Consider the following 18,078-nt stretch of genomic DNA (forward strand, 5'->3'; position numbering starts at 1 on the left):
CGAATTCAACTGTTTTCATAATGTCGTTTTTTAGGACATCTAAGTTACGAAAAACTCATCGGTGTTTGCGTTTGCTAAATCATGGATATTTCATACTGTCAAATATAAAAAAATGTAGAAGTCCTTTGTATTTATGGTTGTACTCATTTGGCTAACAGGCAAATAATAGATCACTCTGGCTGTTAAGTCTGCTATCAAATCTTCTGTTTTATCGTATCGGTGCTGCTATGGTTTTTTGGTTGCTACTTCATCGGCTGTCGCCAAATAATGGTTTAAAATAAAAATTCTGTCGTATTTTGGGTAGAAAAGTACCCCTCCTTTCAGCGTTCCTGTTTAGCATAATGGTGGTGTTTTCTATTGAGTACTATTCACGACCGTTAGCTTGCATTATACAGTTGGAGTGCCTGTGCTCAATATTTGGATTACTTCCTCATCTTCTACTTGATTGAACAGTTCATAAAAACTGCCAACTCCTGAAAAATCATTGGAAGCGATTATATAAACCAATTCATCTGCATTTTTTTTAAAGACCGGTACCATTTCATAGGGCAAAACGGGAACGGCAACAATTAATTTTGCTGGATTTTTTTTCGCAGCATCGCAATACTGGCTAATAATGTATTTCCGGTAGCAATCCCGTCATCTACCAAAATTATATTTTTGTTCTCAATGTCCAGTGGTTGTTGAGCGCCTCTATAATATTCATATTTTCCTCGTAGGAACTCTTGGAGTCTGATGATTTCAGCATCAATGTATTTTTGAGGAATTTTGTCATCATGGTCGATAATGATTGAATCTTGGGAAACTGCACCAATTGCAAATTCTTTATTGTAGGGATGCCCAATCTTTTTTGAGAGTATAATATCTAAGGGAAGATGCAAGTTTTTTGCAAGGCTGTTTCCCACGGGGACTCCTCCTCTAGGAACGGCAAGGATTATGGTATTTGTATGTTTGTATTTATTTAATTTCTGGGAGAGTAGTAGACCCGCTTCTAATCTGTCTTTAAATAGTTCGTTTTCCATAAGTATATTTTTAAAAAATTAAAAATAATTAAGTATGTAAATATACTGATTTTCAATCATATAGCTTATATTTATAGTCTTGTAAAAACAGTTATATTTAGTTTATAAATGGGGACCACGTAGTTTATTAGCTATATTATTGTAGCGCGTGTAGTGTTTGTATTTTATGGTAAATCAAAATAGGTCAGTTAAAAGTTTACCTATTCCTATCCAACTATTATTCTCAAAATCTAAAATTGAGATTCATACTTACTTGTTTTGTAGTGAAAACAACCTTTCTAAAGGCACTTGAAGTCAAATCCGAATATCAGAAATATTAATTTAATTTTAGTAGTCAATAATTTTCATAAATAATTGATTATCAGTGTTTTGTATTACATTTTTTATTAAATTTATATTTTAATTTAACAAGAAATAATAGTATGAAAAAATTGTACATTACTCGGCTGCATGCAATTTCAACAATCATTTTGTTGATTGTATTGATTACTTCTAATTCTGTGATGGCTCAAACTTTTACTGATAGTAATCTACCTATTGTCATTATTGCGACAGATAATGACCCCACTACTAATTTGCCTCTTGAAATTCTGGATGATCCAAAAATTTTGGCAACTATGAAAATTATCAAAAGACCAGATGGTACTAGAAAATTCCTTACGGATCAAAATACGACTTCATTTTTAAATTATAGCGGTCGTATTGGCATCGAAATAAGAGGTTCCTCTACTCAAACGCTACCCAAAAAACAATATAGTTTAACTACTTTGAAGTCGGATAATACGTCTAAAAATAACGTGAGTATTTTTGGGATGCCAAGTGAGAACGATTGGATATTGAATGGGTTAGGTTTTGATCCTTTCTTAGTTAGGGATTATTTATGCTACTATATGTCAAGACAAATGGGGAATTATGCCTCTAAGACAGAATTTTGTGAAGTCGTTATCAACGGGGACTACAAAGGGCTTTATGTTTTTTAGGAAAAAATTAAATCCAATGAGAATAGGGTTAACGTGCTGAAAATTGAAGTTACGGACAATACTTTGCCAAATATAACGGGAGGATATATCACAAAAGCGGATAAAACAACTGGTGGAGATCCTGTCGCTTTCTGGATGGATGAAACTAAATTTGTTCATGATTTGCCTAAGCCTGAAAATGCAACACCAGAGCAAACACAATATATTGAAGCAGAATTCAATAGACTGCAAGACCATGCTTATGATGATGACTTAATAGACGGATATCGAACTATTATTGATGTCCCTTCTTTCGTTGATTTTATGTTGGTCAATGAGTTGGCTTCTAATGCAGATGTGTATCAGTCTAGTACGTTTTTTCATAAAGGCCGTCAAGGAAAACTACGGGCAGGACCAGTATGGGATTTCAATCAAAGTTTTGGAAGTACTTTTACAAACAGTATCCATGTCGATAAATGGCAATTTAATAACGGAAATAGAATTGGGCCCCCTTTCTGGAGTTACTTATTTGACAACGGAGAATTCAGTTGTCAGCTTGCTAAACGTTGGAACGAAGTAAAAGCGTCTTGTCAGCCTTTGAATAAAGACGTTCTGATTGCCTATGTTGATACTGCTTTCAGCTACATAAGTGAAGCTATTCCTCGTGAGAGTCAAAGATGGGGAGCTATAAACGATCATGTTACGGATGTAAATAGAATTAAAACCTTTATTAACGATAGAACGACTTGGATCACAAATAATATAGGCTCATTTTCAAATTGTGCCAATGTTACCTTGCCGCCGATAGTAATTACTAAAATTAACTACAATCCGAAAACGTCAACAGGTTTTCTAGTCAGTAATGATTTAGAATTTGTAGCCTTAAAGAATATAAGTGATCGATCTGTCAATCTTTCTGGTGCATATTTTAGACAGTTAGGACTCACCTTTCAGTTTCCTTACAATTCAACTATTGGAGCAAATGAAACCATTTTTTTAACAAGCAATACGGCTACTTTTCAAAGTAAATATGGTGCAGTTCCTTTTGGTCAGTTCACAAGAAATCTATCTAATAAATCACAAAAAATTGTTCTGGCTGATGCAGATGGAAATATAATTGATTCCGTAGAATATTTTGATTCAGCACCTTGGCCAACCACACCTGACGGTGGCGGTAGCTATCTGGACTTAATTAGCACGACATTAGACAATAACTTAGCTTCAAGCTGGGTCGCTTCAACTAGCGATGCTTTATCTAATCAATCATTTCTAGCTTCATCAGCATTCATGATCTATCCTAATCCTGTTTCAAATAGCGTAACCATTCAGGCTGATAAACCTATGACTGGAGTTAAAATATACAGTATTTTAGGTGCTTTAATGCAAGAAATTAAAACAAGTTCAGAAAATCTCAATCTGGATTTGAGTGCCTACTCTCAAGGTGTTTATTTTATAAGGGTGTACAATGAAGACGGTTTTACCAGTAAAAAAGTTATAAAAAAATAAATTAAAAACGAGTATTAAATATTTTTGAGAACAGATAAGTAAAAGTATAGGCTTTTACTTATCTGTTTTTTTTTATTAAAAGTTTCGAAAATCCGATTGCCACTTTTTTTAGGTACTATTTTTTGGTGGATTTCCTAAAATGAGTTGTATCATAAAATATTTTTTTAGGATGGCATGTTTTAATTGTGAATCGCTTTTGAATTGAAGTTAAACAGTTGTTAATTAATAATTTATAAAATAAAAAATTTGTTTTGGTTAAATTGGAGGTCAAAGTAACGTGCTTGCTTGCTGGTAATAAAAGAGAAAATTAGTTGGTATTTTCTAATTAAGCACCATTTAAAGGTTGTGAAGTCATTATATTTAAAAGTCATCTCTTACAAGCATTTGTAAAAATATTTCATGTAGGACAAAAGTTTAAGTACGATGATACGAGTTTATAATTAAATTTATTTTACATTTGTTTATTAAATTCCAAGAAACGATGAACAATGTAAAAAATGTATTCAGTATTAAAGATCTTGAAAACCTTTCAGGTATAAAAGCGCATACAATACGAATATGGGAGAAACGATATGATATTCTGCAGCCCATGCGCACGGATACTAACATTCGTTTGTACGATTTGGCTAGCTTACAAAAACTTTTAAATATTACGCTATTACATGATTATGGCTACAAAATATCAAAAATAGCAACCTATCCTCAAGATAAAATACCGTCTTTAGTACGCGAAATTATTTCGAGTAAAACAGCCAAAAGTCACGCTATTAGTGAGTTTAAAATGGCAATGATGAACTTTGATCAAGAGCTTTTCTTCAATACCTACAATTGGTTAATAGCCGAAAAGTCTTTTAAGGAAATTTTTCATCAAGTTTTTATACCCTTAATGAATGAATTAGGGTTACTGTGGCAATCAGATACAATAACACCAGCGCATGAACATTTTATTAGCTACTTAATTAAACAAAAGCTATTAATTAATACGGAAAAGCTTCAAATTTTAAAACAAACAAAACTTGATAAAGTCTTCGTTTTGTCTCTTCCTATGAATGAAATTCACGAATTAGGTCTTATGTACCTGAATTATGAGATTTTGTTACATGGTTATAAAACCATTTATTTAGGGGAAAGTATGCCAATTGAAAATCTAAAGGATTTAAAAAATCATTTTGATTCTATAATTTTTGTCTCGTATCTAACCGTGCAGCCAGAGCGCGATATGCTGGATGGATACCTTCAAAAAATGTCTGAGGAATTATTAGATGAAACCACTGAATTATGGTACATTGGACGCATGGTTGAGTTTATAAAAAAAGAAGAACTGCCGGAACGAATCACAACTTTTAATTCAATCACTGAATTAGTTGATTGGATATAATTGTTTTGTTTAAACAATTAGTATATTTGCTAAACAAATGGAAAAAATAAAAAAGATTACAATAATAGGTTCTGGATTCTCAGCTTTGGCAGCATCTTGTTATTTAGCAAAGAGTGGTCACAATGTTACTGTCTATGAGAAGAATGCAACAATAGGAGGCAGAGCGAGACAACTAAAAAAAGAGGGTTTTACGTTTGATATGGGTCCGAGTTGGTACTGGATGCCCGATGTATTTGATCGTTTTTTTGCTGATTTTGACAAGAAAACAACAGATTATTATGAACTCATAAAATTATCTCCTGCATACCGAGTGTATTACGGAATAGATGATTTTATAACTATCGCAGACAATTTAACGGAGATTATTGCAGCCTTTGAAGCCATCGAAAAAGGGAGCGGTGCTTTATTACAAGATTTTATGGCTCGGGCCAAAAGTAATTATGATATTGCTATCAAAGATTTAGTGTACCGTCCAGGCGTTTCGCCACTAGAACTAATTACACCAAAAACAGCTTTGAAAGTAGGGGAATTTTTTAGTAACATTAGTAGAGATGTTCGAAAAAAATTCAAAAATGAAAGACTGATTCAAATTCTGGAATTTCCCGTATTGTTTCTTGGAGCTAAACCTTCTGACACCCCGTCGTTTTATAGTTTTATGAATTATGCCGACTTTGGTCTTGGAACTTGGCACCCAAAAACAGGAATGTTTGATTTAGTGCGCGCTATGGAAAGTTTAGCGCTAGAATTGGGTGTTACCTTTGAAACCAATGCCAATATTGAAAAGATAATTGTTGAAAATAAAACCGCTGTAGCCATTCAAGTCAATGGCGCAATTGTAAAATCAGATTTGATATTAAGCGGTGCTGATTACCATCACACGGAGACGTTATTGGATCAAGAACATAGAGCATATTCTGAAAAATATTGGGATAGCCGCGTTTTTGCCCCTTCTTCATTATTATTTTATGTAGGTTTTGACAAGAAAATAGAAAATATTTCGCATCACGCTTTGTTTTTTGATGTTGATTTTTATCAACATGCCAAAGATATTTACGATGAACCGCAATGGCCAAAAGAACCTTTGTTTTATGCGAACTTCCCTTCATTGACAGATAAAACTGCCGCTCCTGAAGGTATGGAATCTGGTTTTTTTCTAGTGCCTTTAGCTCCTGGAATCAATGATACTGAAGCATTACGAGAAGAATATTTTGATAAAATAATAGATCGTTTTGAAACTTTAACACAGCAAAGCGTAAAAAATAATATTATATTTAAGGAATCGTTTTGTAAAAATGATTTTGTGTCTGAATATAATTCGTACAAAGGGAATGCTTATGGCATGGCAAACACTTTATTACAAACTGCATTTTTAAGACCAAAGCTAAAGAGCAAAAAGGTTAAGAATTTATATTTTACTGGTCAATTGACCGTTCCTGGACCCGGAGTTCCTCCAGCATTAATTTCTGGAAAATTAGTGTCGGAATTAATTAATAAGCAATTTTCATAACAATAGTATGAAGGAATTATTTGATGATGTGTCTTTTAAGTGTAGCAAGTTAGTTACAAAAAGCTATAGTACCTCTTTTTCTCTGGCGGTGTATATGTTGTCACCAAGTATTAGAGATGCCATTTATAGCATCTATGGTTTTGTTCGTTTTGCGGATGAAATTGTGGATAGCTTCCATGGTTTCGATAAAGAGAGTTTAATTACAGAGTTTGAAGAGGATTATTACCGAGCGTTTGATAGAGGAATTAGTTTAAATCCAATCCTGAATTCATTTCAACAAACAGTGAAAGAATATAATATCACTGATGATTTGATTCAAGCTTTTTTAAAGAGCATGAAATTGGATTTGATAAAATCGGATTATCATAGTAAAGCCGAGTATGATGCGTATATTTATGGCTCTGCGGATGTAGTTGGTTTAATGTGTCTTAAGGTTTTTGTAGCGGGTGATAATAAACGTTATGAGCAACTGAAAGATGAAGCCATGCGATTGGGTTCTGCGTTCCAGAAAGTGAATTTCCTTCGTGATTTAAAGGATGATAATTTGGTTTTGAACCGTAATTATTTTCCAGGTGTCGATTTGAATTCATTCGATGAAAATGCAAAAACCGCAATCATCAATGAAATCGAAGAAGATTTCAGAGTCGCTTATGAAGGAATTGTAAAACTTCCTATCGAAGCTAAGTTTGGCGTGTACACCGCTTTTGTGTACTACAAAAAACTATTAAAAAAGTTAGAAAACACGCCTTGCCACGAAATAGGAAATGCCAGAATCCGAGTTTCTAATTACACAAAAGCGGGCTTATTAGCTAAGTCTTTTGTTTCTTATAAATTAAAGTTAGTTTAATTTGCAACTTATTTTAAAGGATTGTTATACTTAAATATAGAATAAAATGATATTTTTTTTGATTTTTCTAGGAACTTTTTTAATAATGGAATGTGTTACTTGGTGCACTCATAAATACGTAATGCACGGCTCTATGTGGTATTTCCATGCCGATCACCACCAACCTAAATACGCAAATATTTTCGAACGAAATGATATCTTTTTTGTGATTTTTGCAGCGCCGAGTATTGCGCTTTTTTATTATGGAGTCGAAGGGGGATTGAATTATAAATTCTTCATCGGGCTAGGAATTATGTTTTATGGCTTCTGCTATTTCATGATTCACGATGTATTAATTCACCAACGTTTCAAGTGGTTCAAACACACGAATAATAAGTATTTAATCGGCTTGCGTAAAGCACACAAAGTACACCACAAACATTTGGGTAAAGCCCACGGAGAATGTTTCGGAATGTTATTTGTACCTTTTAAATATTATAAAATTTAAGTTTAATTGGGGCGTGACCCCACTTTCACTAGCGTTACAGCGGGGTCGGGCAATCCGTTCCCGCTTTTTTTATACTGCTTTGACAGGCTGTATAATAAAGAGCTCCACTGCTGTCCCTCACGCAGGCCTATTGCTAGAAACAAATTATCTCTAAAACACCAATCATGAAAATATACAAACAAGAAACAGTGCAACACGTAAATGCAACTGTTGAAGAATGCTGGGCTTTTTTTTCAAATCCAAAAAATCTTCAAAAAATTACACCAGAAGGAATGGGTTTTCAAATCACGGATTTTGATCAAAAATCGATGTATCCTAGACAAATCATTCAGTATAAAGTAACCCCACTTTTTGGAATAACTTTATCTTGGATGACGCTAATTACTCAAGTAAAGGAAAATAGTTATTTCATAGACGAGCAAAAATTTGGTCCCTACAGTTTTTGGCACCATAAGCATTTCTTTGAAGCCACTCCCACCGGAACCAAAATGACAGATGTGGTACATTACGGATTGCCACTTGGCTTTTTAGGCCGAATCATGAACACATTGGTCGTTAAAAATAAATTGAAATCCATTTTCGAATACCGTGTTACTAAAGTGGATGAAATGTTTAATTCAAAATAATGAGCAAGCAAGAAGTTTCTGTTTTTTGGTTTAGACGCGACTTGCGTCTGGAGGATAACGTAGGCTTATATCAAGCGCTGCAGTCTAAATTTCCAGTGATTCCTTTATTTATTTTTGATGATGCCATTTTAGACAGTTTACCAAAAAATGATGCTCGTGTAGGTTTTATCCATGAATCACTTTCGAAAATAAATATACAATTACAAGAAATTGGTAGTTCACTTTTAGTAAAAAAAGGAAAAACTATTGATGTTTGGAAAGCGCTTATTGAAGAGTTTGAGGTCAAGGAAGTTTTCTTCAATAAAGATTATGAACCGTATGCGATACAACGTGACACCGTAATTTGTGAACTTTTAGAAACCAATAAAACCATTGCTTATTCTTTTAAAGACCAAGTCATTTTCGAAGAAAAAGAAATCACAAAAGCGGACGGATTGCCTTATACAGTTTACACGCCTTTTAAAAATAAGTGGCTGGAAAAATACAAATCAATGGCTCCGGTTCAAGAATACGATACCGCAGCGCATTTTTCTAACTTTCACAGAAATCGTTTTGCTTTTCCCACGCTAGAACAAATAGGGTTTGAAGAAAGTACGATAAAAGTCAAACCGCACAATCTTACTTTTGTTGCTAATTATCAAGACATAAGAGATTTTCCAGCTATGGACAAAACCTCTTATCTTTCTCCGCATTTGCGTTTTGGGACCGTAAGTACGCGAAAATTAGTTAATTGGGCTTTTCATAAAAATGATGTCTTTTTGAGTGAATTGATTTGGAGAGAATTCTTTATGCAAATATTATTCAGTTTTCCAAAAGTCGTTACCCAAAATTTCAAAGCAGCGTATGATGGGATTCAATGGCGTAATAATGAGGAAGATTTTAAGCGTTGGTGTTCTGGAACAACAGGCTATCCAATGGTTGATGCCGGAATGCGTCAACTCAATGAAACCGGATACATGCACAATAGGGTTCGCATGGTGGTTGCGAGTTTTCTTATCAAACATTTGATGATTCAATGGCAATGGGGTGAAGCTTATTTTGCTGAAAAATTATTGGATTATGATATGTCTGCCAATGTTGGAAACTGGCAATGGGCAGCAGGAACCGGTTGTGATGCAGCGCCTTATTTCCGTGTTTTTAATCCAGAAATTCAACAGAAAAAGTTCGATGAAAAAGGAATCTATATTCGGAAATGGATCAAAGAATTTGATTTAGGATATGGGAAACCTTTGGTAGAGCACGCTATGGCCAGAGATAGAGCGATTGCCACTTACAAAGCCGGAATTCTGAAGTAATTTATTTAACATATACGTCATGTAAGTTTTTTTAAAAGGTACTCGGAATTTTTTGAGTTTCTATTCCTTATATGTTTTAAAAAGAATTATCTACTTTGATTTTTTTTAACTTACATGACTTATATGTTTATAAATATTATTTAATTAGTTTCTTCAGCATTCCTTCGAAAATAAATCCATGAAACGGCAAAACAGAATACCAGTATAATTTTCCCCAAATCCCTCTGGGTCTAAAAGTCGCTGCTTGATACAACGTATTTCCGATAATTTTGAATTCTAGCCAAGCTTCACCAGGCAGTTTCATTTCGGCAAATAGGATTAATTTTCCTTCTTCTTTATTGGCATACAAAACGCGCCAAAAGTCTAAAGCATCCCCAGAATGAATATCATGTCTATTCGTTCTTCCTCTTCGAGATCCTACTCCACCATATAATTTATCAATAAAGCCACGTAAATCCCACAACCAATCGCCGTAATACCAACCGGTATCGCCACCAATGGACCAAATTCTTTGTATAGTAAAATCGCGATCTATAATTTCCATTTTGCGACGGTCAATGAAGCAATCCTTTTTTGGAACTTTTAAATATTCCGACATATTGCTACTAAAACGTCCGCTAATTAAGGAGTCTTTCCAGCTCGAAGCTACTTTGTCTTCGTCTACTTTTATCAGAGCACGGGAAAGTGCCTGTTTGTAGGTCATTGGTGTTACATGCAATAACTCATTGATTCGGTTATCACTGCAGACTACTTCTACTTTCATGCTGCTGACTAATGCTGAGGCCAGTCTATAGGAAGTTGAGGTTACAAAATACAACCAGTAGGAGGATAATTTTGGCGTCATTACAGGAACGGTAAAAATCCATCGCTTTAATTTTTTTGCTTCTGCAAATCCTAAAAGCATTTCTTTGTACGTTAAAATATCAGGTCCTCCAATGTCAAAACTTTGATTGTAGGTTACTGGATTAAGTAATGATTTAGATAAAAAATCTAGAACATCTGGAATAGCAATAGGTTGACATTTAGTATTGAGCCATTTTGGGGTAATCATGATGGGCAATTTATTGACTAAATCCCGAATGATCTCAAACGATGCACTTCCTGATCCTACAATAATTCCAGCTCGTAGTGTTGTAGTAGCATAAGTACCCGTGTTTAAAATCTCTTCTACTTTTTTTCTGGATGATAAATGTTTGGATAATGATTTATCGTTGACAATTCCACTCAAATAAATAACTTGTTTGGCTTGGGTTTGATTCAGTCGTTGCACAAAATTCCGAGCTGAAATACTTTCTAATTCATCAAAATTTGTAGCAGATCCTGACATGGAATGAATAAGATAATAAGCAGCATCGATTTGTTCTGGAATGGCAGCTAATGTATCTTGCTGTAGAAAATCCACTTCAATGACCGAAACTTTGTCTTGAAATTCAATTGGGCAATTAAACCTGTTTTTGTCTCTTACGCAACAAATTACGTTGTGTCCTTCACCTATCAATAAAGGTAGAAGTCGCTTTCCAATATAACCTGTTGCGCCTGTTAAGAGAATTTTCATGATTTTGTTTTTTGTCGATACATTGTAAACTTAGCAATAATTTAGTCACAAATGACGAACTATTTTACGGCTTTTTTTCAGCCTTTTTTAGTGTACCAAATTTTTTGAGTTCCAAATTAACTGAATTTATTAGAAATTAAACTGATAAATTCTTTTCTAGTCTTGTCTTTTTCAAATGCTCCTGTAAAAGAAGAGGTTGTTGTAACTGAGTTTTGTTTTTGAATACCGCGCATTTGCATACACATGTGTTGTGCTTCAATTACAACGGCAACCCCAAGTGGATTTAATGCCTCTTGAATACAGTCTTTAATTTGGTCCGTCAAGCGTTCTTGTACTTGCATTCTTCTGGCAAAAGCATCCACAATTCTTGGGATTTTGCTTAAACCTACAATCTTTCCATTTGGAATATAGGCTACATGTGCCTTACCAAAAAATGGAAGCATATGGTGTTCGCACATCGAATACACTTCAATATCTTTCACCACAATCATTTGTTTGTGGTCTTCAGTAAACATAGCCGATTGAAGTATTTCTAGAGGATCTAATCCGTAACCATGTGTTAAATATTGCATGGCTTTTGCTACTCTTTCAGGAGTTTTTTCTAGACCTTCACGAGTGACATCTTCACCTAGATTGTCAATTATAATTTTATAATTATCTGCTAGTGATGCTGTTATTTCCGCGTCGTACTGCTCAATTTTCTCGTAGCTTTTTAGTTCTTTTATCATCGTATTCTATATTTCAATTATATATTGGGCTAATTATTTTATTTTTTTTAAATGCGTTCTACAGCATTTTTTTATTTAAACCATTCGATGATTAACAATAAGTAAGCGCGTTAACGTACTAGTCTTAATTTCTTACTGGTAGAAAATTCTGTTTTATTATATTTTAAAAGTCACTATTCCGTAATCCATCTCGAACACTTGACCTGAAATTGATTTTGCATTTTCCGAAATCAAGAAGTTTGCCATATTGGCTACTTCTTCCGGTTTCAAATACCCTTTCATGGGGTGGCGCTCAATCATGTTTTCTTTCATGCGATCGTTTCTCAAGATATTAGCCGAAAGTGAAGTTTCAGTAATAGTTGGAGCAATGGCATTGATCCGCACTACTGAAGCTAACTCGGCACCTAACGATTTTACTAATCCTTCGACTCCCGCTTTTGCAGTAGCAATACTAGCATGAAAAGGCATTCCTAATTTAGCGGCTACGGTGCTGAATAGAATAATAGATGGATTTGTTCCTTTCTTTAAAACTGGTAAGTATTTCTGAATGGCTTTTACAGCTCCAATGACATTTATTTCAAAATCATTTCTAAAGTCCTCAATACTCAGACTTCCTATAGGTTTTAAATTTATAGAACCCGGACAATAGATCAGCGTATCTATGGCTTCTATTTCTGGTAGCGCATCTTGTAAAACATCCACGGTAAAATGTTTCAGATTGGCATGTGTAATTTCTGGCGCATTTCTGCTGATGTTGTAGACTATGTTGTTCTCCAATTGTTGCAATAAAATGGTATTACCAATTCCTTTACTACCACCAATGATTACTATGTTTTTCATATATTGTTCAATTAGTTATTTAATTCTATTCGGTATTTTCTTATTGCTTTCCGAAGTTATCTTTTAGAAATCTTATTGTTGTTAATTTGTCGCTGCATCGTGCACTTAAAACGTCCTTCCCTAAAGTCTCTTCGCTTTTCATGTTTTGTTTTACGACCTTGTACTCTTTCGCGCCACATTCTAAAACTGGAAGGTTTCATTTCGGTGCGCATTAACTCAATTACTTCTTGTTCTTTTAAGCCAAATTGCAGTAAAATAGCATCAAACGTAGTTCGATCCTCCCAAGCCATTTCTATAATTCTATCTTTTTCTAAATCAGTGAGTTCTTTTTTAATAGTCACGGTATTTTATTTTTTAATGTTGAGGTTAATTGCTAGATTCTATCGGTATTATTCGCTGTCGCCAATGTCAGCCATGGTATGAAGTTTTAAAATTCTTGAACTTTCCTCTTTTACCAGAGGATTTTTTTTCATTTGCCATAAAAAATCACTGGCAAATTTTCTGGTTCTTTCCATGTTCACAATTGGTTTTGGGTAATTGACACCCACTTCAAAATTATTAAATTTTTGGTCTAAATAAGTCATTTTAAAAGGTTCATGTACAAAAGCGCGAGGTAAATCTCGTAATTCTGGAACCCATTTTTTTATAAATTCACCGTCAGCATCGTGCTCGTAGCTGTTCTTGATTGGATTGTATATGCGTAACATGTTGATACCGGTTTCACCAGCCTGCATTTGCAACTGCGGAAAATGTATTCCGGGTTCAAAATCTAAAAACATCTGGGACAAGTGTTGCGTAGCTTCCTGCCATGGCTGCCATAAATTATGGGTAAAAAACGAAACGAGCATGGCACGCATCCTAAAATTTAGATAACCTGTTTCGTTCAAGCAGCGCATGCAAGCGTCAACTAATGGGAATCCAGTTTGGCCTGTTTTCCATGCTTGAATATAATTCTCATTGATTTTCTTTTTCAAGGAATGAAATCCTTTATTTACGCTTTCAAACTCCATGATTTCTTCCATTTCAAATTTTTGAATGAAATGTGCTTGCCATGTGAGTCGGGATACAAACGAATCAATTTGTTTTTTGTCCTTGCAAACCAGTCTAAAAGCAGCCGCTTTTTGCAATACTTGTCTTGAGGATAAATTTCCCCAAGCAATGTAGGGTGATAATCTGCTGCAACTTTTTCTAGCTAGTAAAGGTTTTGAAATATGTGAGCTGTAATTATGGTAGCGTTCATCAAAGAAAGTTTGTAAATATTTGCCAGCCATGGTAGCGCCTCCTTTTTGGAAGATGCTATCTGGAATAGTCTCTAGATTTGTTTTCTCTAATGTTTTTTCAAGTTCTTCGATAGCTTCAGACGACAGGTAATTTGTTGGGTTAGCATCAAAAATATATTGGGGTTGATTCATATATTCTTCCCACTGAGATACCCAATTGGTTCTGTTTCTTAAAGCTCTAAAAATTCCGTTATTCGTGTTTTCAACCCAGTTTATTTGGTTGTTTTTACAAAATCTTTTGAATGTTTTGTCTCTTTCATAGGTGACTTTCAATCCTGTTTCCTGATGTGAAAACACAGTATCTATCTTGTAAAGTTCCTCTAAGATATTGAAAACATGAAGCACTTCTGAAGAGACTGCTAAAATGTGCGTGTTGGAAGGTTTCAGTTGTTTATTTAAATCTACTATGGATTGCTTGATGAAATTCCAGTGTCGCGAACTGTAATGCAAATCATTTTCTAAAGATTTTTCGAATACGTAAAGTAGTAATGTTGGCTTGCCTGTGCTTATCGCATTAAAAAGTGCCTCGTTATCTTGTAAACGAAGGTCTCTTTTAAACCAAACCACATTGATTATTTTTTTACTTGTGTTCATTTTATTTTTCTAAAATAATTGTTGTTGCAACCATAAGTTCTGGAATTTTGATTGTCCATCGTAATTGCTAGCTTGTAAATCAACATTGAATTTTCGGTTTCTAGGATCGTTGCCCACTCCTGATACATACATCCAATTGCCGTAGTTGCTGTGAACATCGTAATCTATAAGCATCGATTCAAAATACGTGGCACCGATACGCCAGTCTAGCAGAAGCTCTTTAGCGAAATAAGAAGCTACATTTTGTCTTCCACGATTGCTCATCCAGCCTGTTTGCTTTAATTCGATCATATTTGCATTTACAAAGGGAGCTGCAGTAGTTCCATTTATCCAATTCTCAATGTCTGCCGTATTTTTTTTCCAATCGTAACTTTTGTTTAAAATTCCTCCAATTTTAAAAATAGAATTCCCATTTTTTAATGAAATATATTTAAAGTAGTCCCTCCATATCAATTCGAAAATTAACCAATAAGTCGAGTCATTTTTTCCTATTTGTTGTTCATAGTTAACAATCTCCCAATAGATTGTTTTGGCAGAGATACAGCCATTTGCCAGCCAAGGTGAAAATTTCGAACTAAAATCTGTCCCAATTAATCCGTTGCGGGTCAATTTATAGACACTAATTTTTTTTGTTTCCCAAAAATAATACTGCAACCTTTTTGACGCTTCTTCTTCTCCTCCTCGAAAAGGAAAAGCGGATCTGCTATCTAAATTAAAATCACTAAAACCTAATGTTTCCATTGAAGGGATTTCAGTTTCATTGGCTTTCCAATTTTCCTTTGGCATTGGCTTCACAACAAATTCCGTTTTGACTTTCGCCCATTTTTCGCATTGATTTCTGAATTGAGTAAAAACATTTGGAATCAATTGTATCTCAAAGGGAACATCTTCAGGATGAAATAAAAATTGATTATAAGTGCCCTTAAACGCTACAAAATTTGAAATTTTTACTTTTATTTTTGCTAAAATGTCCGCTTCCTCACTCGTCCATTCTTCTTGGAAATAAACAGAATTAATTTCGTTTTTACTACAAAACTCTGGAACTGCATCTTCTGGCTTTTGGTAATAAACTAAAAGCGGTATGTTCAGTTTTTTTAAATTTATCCTTAATTCGGTCACTGATTCAATTAAAAATTTAGCTCGGAATTTTTCTGTTTTTTTAATACCGTAATTGGCCTCCATAAAATGTCTTGGATCAAAACAATACACCGCAATGACAACTTTATTTTCGGCAATGGCAGTAGTTAAAGACTCATTATCAGTAACTCTTAAATCATTTCTAAACCAGACTAACCCTTTTTGTTTTTTTTGCATTTTTCGCTACAATATTTGACTTCGTCCCATACTTTCTCCCATTTTTTCCGCCAGTTAAAAGGCCGGTTGCATACCAAGCACATTTTGGAAGGCAGATTTTCCTTTTTCACTAGTTGTATTTTTCATATTCATTGACAACAATTTTGGCTTTCAAATCAAACATCAAATTGTATAGGCCAAAAAAGGTTCTATTCATGTAAATAAAGTGCTTAGAGCCTCTGTTTCCATTCATTTTTCTAAGATTCGTGTCTTTTGAAAATCGTTCTCCCAATTGCGCGATACTTTCAAAAAAAGTTTCATCCGAGAAGTCGAATGTTTTTGCTTGAAAAGGCTTCGTAAATAAGGATAATAAATCATGGAACAATTCGGTGAAATAGGCTACCTCTTCTTTGGAATCGTCTGCTCGTAAAATTTCTAAATCAAATAATTTAGCATTGAATATTTTAGGGTCGTTGATAACTTTTTTATCAATCAACTCAAAATACGGAGTGTAAAAGTCCGTTGGAATCTGTTTCATACACCCAAAATCCAATGCCACTAATTCGTTTTTATCGTTCACTAAGAAGTTACCAGGATGTGGATCAGCGTGTACTTTTCTCAGAATATGAATTTGGTACATGTAGAAATCCCATAAGGCCTGACCCACTTTGTCAGCCACTTTTTGGTCCGTATTTTTCTTTGTAAACTCAGAAAGGTGAATCCCTGTCATCCAGTCCATGGTGATAATTTTCTCTGATGAAAATTTTGGATAATACTCTGGAAAGACTAAGTTTTCAATTTTTTTACAAGCGGCAACTACTTCTTGGCTTTGTTTTAATTCCAAGAGATAATTGGTTTCCTCAATCAATTTGTCTTCTACTTCTTTGAAATATTTATCGGAATCCTTGCCTTGAAGGTTAAACATTCTGATAGCAATGGGTTTTACCATCGCTAAATCAGATGAAATACTGTTGGCAACTCCAGGATATTGAATTTTCACTGCTAATTTTTTACCGTCTTTAAAGGCAACGTGCACTTGTCCAATACTAGCTGCGTTAAGAGAGGTGGAGTTGAATTCATCAAATATTTCAAATGGTGTTTTTCCAAAATTTGCCTTGAACGTTTTTAACACTAAAGGAGCTGAAAGTGGCGGAACAGAAAATTGGGAAAGAGAAAATTTTTCGACATAGGCTTGTGGTAGAAAACTTTTGTCCATACTTAGCATTTGGGCAACTTTCAAAGCACTTCCTTTCAGACTTTTCAGGCCATCGTAAATATCCTCTGCATTGTCTTCATTTAATTTATCACGAGTCAAATCTGAATTGACCATTTTTTCTCCATAATATTTTAAATAGTTAACACCAACTTTGGCACCTGTTTGCACAAGTTTTGTTGCTCTTTCAATTTTTGAAGTAGGTATGTAGTCTATGGTTTTCATTATTTGTTGTATATTTTTTCTTTGAAAATAAATTTTCCAAAGTCGATTAAGCTGTCTAAAGGCGCAATGTTCATTAGTTCGAAAGTTGCTTTTACTGATTTTTCGATGTAAATATCTGTTTTCTCAAAAGCAGGAGACGAATCATCTATCCAGAACTTTAAAGCTAATAAAAGCTGTATCCAAGAGGTTTCTTGAAATGTTTTTTCTTGGAAATTTTGAAGTTTTTCTTGCTGAGTTCTAAAGTCATCAGAGATAATTTCAGTCAAATAGTTTTTAAAACTGTTTCTAAGTCCAGAAAGTTGCATCAATTTTTTCAATTGATTGTTGTTTTCTTTCAAGGTCATCACAACATAACTTCTGTTGGCGGTTAGTATTTCAAAGAAAGTGAAGTAAAAACTCAGTAACTTACTTTTCATGTCATAGGTTTCGTAGTCTTTGTTTTTATTTAGCAATTCAACTGTTTTTTCTAAGAACATTTTAAAGATTTCTTTCTCAATACTTTCTATAGTACCAAAAAAGGCATAAAATTCTGTTTCCGAAAAATCATTTATTTTTGTAAAATGATATACTGATTTTGGTTTCTCACTGTATTCAAGTACGTAGTTCATGTACATTGAAACTATTTTGTCCTTAGTTATTACTGTTTTTTTAGTAGCCATTTTTTCTGTGTTTCAAATTAGAGTATAAAGGTAGTGAATGTTTAACGATATATTAATAAAGTTA

Annotated in this window: 17 protein-coding genes and 1 pseudogene; 8 read left to right on the forward strand and 10 right to left on the reverse strand. The window is 34.1% G+C overall.

The window, feature by feature from the left end; all coding sequences use genetic code 11:
* Positions 1-569 precede the first annotated feature (569 nt).
* Positions 570-1,022: a phosphoribosyltransferase gene (locus IWX83_RS12335; protein ID WP_231379985.1), complete on the reverse strand. Its 453-nt coding sequence runs from the start codon at positions 1,020-1,022 to the stop codon at positions 570-572.
* 617 nt (positions 1,023-1,639) lie between these two features.
* Between IWX83_RS12335 and IWX83_RS12345 the strand changes: the two are divergent.
* The 8 genes and pseudogenes from IWX83_RS12345 to IWX83_RS12375 all read left to right on the forward strand — a co-directional run.
* Positions 1,640-3,103 (forward strand): annotated as a pseudogene (locus IWX83_RS12345) (CotH kinase family protein); the annotation flags it as partial.
* Positions 3,104-3,268: 165 nt separating this feature from the next.
* Positions 3,269-3,487, forward strand: a complete 219-nt coding sequence (locus tag IWX83_RS17265; RefSeq protein ID WP_255546610.1) for a T9SS type A sorting domain-containing protein — start codon at positions 3,269-3,271, stop codon at positions 3,485-3,487.
* Between the two features lie 481 nt (positions 3,488-3,968).
* Positions 3,969-4,865 carry a MerR family transcriptional regulator gene (locus tag IWX83_RS12350; protein WP_196830013.1) on the forward strand — a complete coding sequence of 299 codons (897 nt, stop codon included), beginning with the start codon at positions 3,969-3,971 and terminating at the stop codon, positions 4,863-4,865.
* 37 nt (positions 4,866-4,902) lie between these two features.
* The gene (locus tag IWX83_RS12355) at positions 4,903-6,372 is read left to right on the forward strand and encodes an NAD(P)/FAD-dependent oxidoreductase (RefSeq protein ID WP_196830015.1); all 1,470 of its coding nucleotides are present in this window, start codon (positions 4,903-4,905) and stop codon (positions 6,370-6,372) included.
* 7 nt (positions 6,373-6,379) lie between these two features.
* Entirely contained in the window at positions 6,380-7,219 is an 840-nt protein-coding gene (locus tag IWX83_RS12360; RefSeq protein ID WP_196830017.1) for a phytoene/squalene synthase family protein, read from the forward strand.
* Between the two features lie 46 nt (positions 7,220-7,265).
* Positions 7,266-7,706: a sterol desaturase family protein gene (locus IWX83_RS12365; RefSeq protein WP_196830019.1), complete on the forward strand. Its 441-nt coding sequence runs from the start codon at positions 7,266-7,268 to the stop codon at positions 7,704-7,706.
* 164 nt (positions 7,707-7,870) lie between these two features.
* Positions 7,871-8,332, forward strand: a complete 462-nt coding sequence (locus tag IWX83_RS12370; protein WP_196830021.1) for an SRPBCC family protein — start codon at positions 7,871-7,873, stop codon at positions 8,330-8,332.
* Positions 8,332-9,627 carry a deoxyribodipyrimidine photo-lyase gene (locus IWX83_RS12375; RefSeq protein WP_196830023.1) on the forward strand — a complete coding sequence of 432 codons (1,296 nt, stop codon included), beginning with the start codon at positions 8,332-8,334 and terminating at the stop codon, positions 9,625-9,627. Before IWX83_RS12370 ends, IWX83_RS12375 begins: the two co-directional genes overlap by 1 nt.
* Positions 9,628-9,763: 136 nt before the next feature.
* Here IWX83_RS12375 and IWX83_RS12380 read toward each other — a convergent pair whose 3' ends face one another.
* The 9 genes from IWX83_RS12380 to IWX83_RS12420 all read right to left on the reverse strand — a co-directional run bounded on the left by IWX83_RS12380 (position 9,764) and on the right by IWX83_RS12420 (position 18,014).
* Positions 9,764-11,182: an SDR family oxidoreductase gene (locus IWX83_RS12380; protein ID WP_196830025.1), complete on the reverse strand. Its 1,419-nt coding sequence runs from the start codon at positions 11,180-11,182 to the stop codon at positions 9,764-9,766.
* A 116-nt stretch (positions 11,183-11,298) separates the two neighbouring features.
* Positions 11,299-11,910 (reverse strand): GTP cyclohydrolase I FolE, encoded by a 612-nt coding sequence (gene folE / locus IWX83_RS12385; RefSeq protein ID WP_196830027.1) that lies wholly within the window; start codon positions 11,908-11,910, stop codon positions 11,299-11,301.
* Positions 11,911-12,066: 156 nt separating this feature from the next.
* Positions 12,067-12,750, reverse strand: a complete 684-nt coding sequence (locus IWX83_RS12390) for an SDR family NAD(P)-dependent oxidoreductase (protein WP_196830029.1) — start codon at positions 12,748-12,750, stop codon at positions 12,067-12,069.
* A gap of 56 nt (positions 12,751-12,806) precedes the next feature.
* Positions 12,807-13,091 (reverse strand): TIGR03643 family protein, encoded by a 285-nt coding sequence (locus tag IWX83_RS12395; RefSeq protein WP_262487731.1) that lies wholly within the window; start codon positions 13,089-13,091, stop codon positions 12,807-12,809.
* 48 nt (positions 13,092-13,139) lie between these two features.
* Positions 13,140-14,624 (reverse strand): cryptochrome/deoxyribodipyrimidine photo-lyase family protein, encoded by a 1,485-nt coding sequence (locus IWX83_RS12400; RefSeq protein WP_196830031.1) that lies wholly within the window; start codon positions 14,622-14,624, stop codon positions 13,140-13,142.
* A 9-nt stretch (positions 14,625-14,633) separates the two neighbouring features.
* A complete protein-coding gene (locus IWX83_RS12405) occupies positions 14,634-15,938 on the reverse strand; it encodes a DASH family cryptochrome (RefSeq protein ID WP_196830033.1) in 1,305 nt (434 codons plus the stop codon).
* Positions 15,914-16,048: a DUF2256 domain-containing protein gene (locus tag IWX83_RS12410; protein ID WP_165930074.1), complete on the reverse strand. Its 135-nt coding sequence runs from the start codon at positions 16,046-16,048 to the stop codon at positions 15,914-15,916. The genes IWX83_RS12405 and IWX83_RS12410 overlap by 25 nt, the downstream gene beginning before the upstream one ends.
* Positions 16,048-17,355: an AarF/ABC1/UbiB kinase family protein gene (locus IWX83_RS12415; protein ID WP_073350865.1), complete on the reverse strand. Its 1,308-nt coding sequence runs from the start codon at positions 17,353-17,355 to the stop codon at positions 16,048-16,050. The genes IWX83_RS12410 and IWX83_RS12415 overlap by 1 nt, the downstream gene beginning before the upstream one ends.
* A complete protein-coding gene (locus IWX83_RS12420; protein ID WP_196830035.1) occupies positions 17,355-18,014 on the reverse strand; it encodes a TetR family transcriptional regulator C-terminal domain-containing protein in 660 nt (219 codons plus the stop codon). The genes IWX83_RS12415 and IWX83_RS12420 overlap by 1 nt, the downstream gene beginning before the upstream one ends.
* Between the last annotated feature and the right edge of the window lie 64 nt (positions 18,015-18,078).

Source organism: Flavobacterium sp. CG_9.1, from assembly GCF_015751645.1.
Taxonomy (GTDB): domain Bacteria; phylum Bacteroidota; class Bacteroidia; order Flavobacteriales; family Flavobacteriaceae; genus Flavobacterium; species Flavobacterium xanthum.